Annotated in this window: 3 protein-coding genes and 1 pseudogene; 2 read left to right on the forward strand and 2 right to left on the reverse strand. The window is 63.3% G+C overall.

Going from position 1 to position 2,999, the window contains the following annotated elements; translation table 11 throughout:
* Together AOK24_RS48820 and AOK24_RS51480 are read left to right on the forward strand one after the other, a co-directional pair.
* A pseudogene (locus AOK24_RS48820) lies at window positions 1–578 on the forward strand (hypothetical protein); the annotation flags it as partial.
* Between the two features lie 90 nt (window positions 579–668).
* On the forward strand, window positions 669–1,019 hold the full coding sequence (locus tag AOK24_RS51480; RefSeq protein ID WP_107104107.1) for a hypothetical protein: 351 nt from the start codon (window positions 669–671) through the stop codon (window positions 1,017–1,019).
* A gap of 358 nt (window positions 1,020–1,377) precedes the next feature.
* Here AOK24_RS51480 and AOK24_RS46635 read toward each other — a convergent pair whose 3' ends face one another.
* Window positions 1,378–1,929: a suppressor of fused domain protein gene (locus AOK24_RS46635; protein ID WP_159052071.1), complete on the reverse strand. Its 552-nt coding sequence runs from the start codon at window positions 1,927–1,929 to the stop codon at window positions 1,378–1,380.
* A gap of 17 nt (window positions 1,930–1,946) precedes the next feature.
* Window positions 1,947–2,999 (reverse strand): Hint domain-containing protein (locus tag AOK24_RS33645; RefSeq protein ID WP_240554254.1); only part of this gene is annotated, 1,053 nt, incomplete at its 5' end.

Genomic DNA, 2,999 nt, shown 5'->3' on the forward strand with positions numbered 1-2,999 from the left:
GCCACCCTGAAAACCCTCAGTGGGCCAAGTCGGCCCCGCAGGCGGCCCTCGCCCCGCTCGGCGCCCGTGAGGCCACAGTGTTCAGCGTCCGCGTCGCGCCAAGCACGGCGACGATACGCCGGGTCCTGAACGCGGTCTGCCCGGGCGGGCTCGCCGACCTGCTCGGCACCGATCCGGCCGGGGCCGACACCCTCGCGGTGGACGGCAAGAACGCCCGGGGCTCGCGCACCGTCACCAGCCCGGCCGCACACCTGCCGGCCGCGATGACCGGTACCGGGCAGACCGTCACCCAGCTGCGGGTGCCGGACAAGACCAACGAGATCACCTGCTTCGCCGCCCTGCTGGAGCCGTTCGACCTGGCCGGTGTGACGGTGACCGCCGACGCCTTATGCCGACATCGGCATAACCCGCACGTCTTCATAAGACGCCCTGCACACCCAGCGCGCCCATGCCCGGTTCCTGGTGGAGGAGAAACAGGCGCACTACCTGCTGGTGGCCAAGGCCAACCAGCCCGGGCTGCTGCGGCAGCTGAGGGAACTGCCGTGGAAGCTTGCCACCGCCCGGCGCTACGACCGTGAGACACGGGGCACGGCCGCAAGGAGACGAGGGCGACCAGGGCCCTGACGGTCACCGACCTCGGCCTGGACTTTCCCCACGCGGTCCAGGCCGTGAAAATCCTGCGCCACCGCACCGACATCAGGACCTGCAAGGTCACCCGGCAGACCGTCTACGCACTCACCGACCTGCCGACCCGCCAGGCATCCCCCCCCCAGCGCCTCGGACAACTGGCCCGCTCCCAGTGGGTGATCGAGAACCGGCTCCACTTCGTCCGCGACACCACCTTCGCCGAAGACGCCTCGAAGATCCGCACCGGTCACGGCCCGGACAATATGGCCACGCTCCGCAGCTTCGCGGTCAACGTCCTACGAGCGGCAAGCCACGCCAACATCGCCGCCGGAATCCGCGAGATGTCCTACGAGCCCTTCCGCCGTCCACTCGACCTCCTCGGACTCAGCTGACCAGCAACAATTCAAGACCGTCAGACTTTGCAACAGCCCTGGACGCCGTCACCACCGGCAGACCCCTTGATCTCTACCGCCGGGTTTAACGAACTACCGGTAATCGCCCAGCTGGGTCCGTCTGGCGACTTCTTTAAATGGCCTCGCCGGGTAGCTTCAGCCGATATCGATCTCGCGCTGGTGCTATTGAACGAGAATCGCCTTGACGAAGCATGCGATGCCGTCCAGAAAGCCATACTGAGCGGCCGGGGCATCCCTTCAAACCATTGGCGCGCACTGGAAGTCGTCGATGCTGCGGAACGCCGATCCTCGCCAGAGGCGAAATACCTTCGCGAAGCGTACGAGATCCTGAAGACCTTTAGACAGTAGAGTTGCGCAACGGATCCAGAAGATTAACCCCTGAATCTTCGAGACGCTCCTCCAGCGCTTCAGTCCCGACCTCTCTCGCGAACCTCGCTTCTTCAGCTGAGATCGGGATCAGCCAAAGATAGGTGATCTCTTTTCCCCCCGCCATACAGGTAGCCGCCCTCCGATCCAAACTGTACGGCCAGGACACGAAAAGATGATGATTCATGGAACCCTCCACCCATGAACGTCCAATATCCAACACCGATCCGTGACTCAAGCGATGCTGCGGAAAACTGTGATAGTGAGCGACCATCGCAAGAGTTTCAACATGTCGCGGAGACTCAGTGGGCGACATAACGAAGAACTCACTCATCGTTTCACCATCAACGCCGAAAGCACCAACGGACAGATACATATAGGAATCACCTGACCCAAGAGGTGAGACTCTATGTACTGCGAAGCTCGGCAGCACCTGCTCAATCGGACCGAGCATCCATCGAAACTCTTCGTGATGGCGATCAGGCCAGCTATTTTCTAGATGCCGCCGCAACGCCTCATGCACTACTGCCGAGTGTCCCATTACCTCATCCCGAACGCTTTGGCGATTCGCCGAGATATTCTCGCCATGACCGCACCTTGACTTCTTTGACACGCGAGGCAGGCTGCGCCATTGATTCCGACTTGCGCATATGCGCGCCGCTGAGCGTCCGTCATCTCCCACCCTCCATGAAAGTAGTAGTGGAGAACGAGCGGCGGGTCATGCTCGGGAACCGGTGCATTTCTTGTTCCTGGCTGCATGATGTTGCCACACTCCGGACACTCTTGTCCGGTCGCCGTCGAGCGTGCCGCCTGCCCAGCAGGAGAGGTCGTTTGAGCGCCACCGTAGTCACGCTGTCGGTTATACCTCTGAGTTGGCATTGCCGTCTGAGTATCTGTAACAACACCATTGCTGTCGACCTCAAATCGCGCTCCACCACAGTTGTGAACCAGTACCGGAGTGGCCCCCGCGACCACATGGTACGTGTGGAGGCCCTCCACACTCAGGTCATAGGTGACCCTCTGAGCCACATAGGACACGACCTCAACGATCTCGGCCGGAGCGCCCTCGGCGTCCTGGAGGGTCTGCCCCGCCTTGAGATCCCCCGCCTGCGTCCACCTGTTCTCGCTGACCTCGTAGAACTGGTGATGCTCGGTCGTCTGGATCGTCTTCGGCCCCGACTTCGTGTCGACGACGACGTCGACGTAGTCACGGTCCGTCTTGGTGACGATCACTTCCTTGACGCGGTGCTTCTCCTTCTCCTTCTTGCCGGGCTCGGCCGTCAGGACGTAATCGCCGGCCTTGACCTCGGAGATCGGCTTCACCGTGCCGTTGGCCATCAGCACGCCAGTCAGCCCCGTGAAGCTGTGCGGGGCCTTGACGCGGCAACTCGGGCCAGGGGGCTCTTCCGAAGCCGCCTTCTGCTTCCCCTTCGGCCCGTACTTGCTGACCGCGGCCCCGAACAGACCCCCCGTCAGCGCCCCGACCCCAGCCGCCTTCGCGGCCCCGCTCCCGCTGCACCCCTCTTCGCTCGCCGCGCAGGAGGTGCCGTACCCGACGGCCCCCTCGGCCGCACCGCCGGCCGCACCCAGGGT

Source organism: Streptomyces niveiscabiei, assembly GCF_001419795.1.
GTDB classification, from domain to species: domain Bacteria; phylum Actinomycetota; class Actinomycetes; order Streptomycetales; family Streptomycetaceae; genus Streptomyces; species Streptomyces niveiscabiei.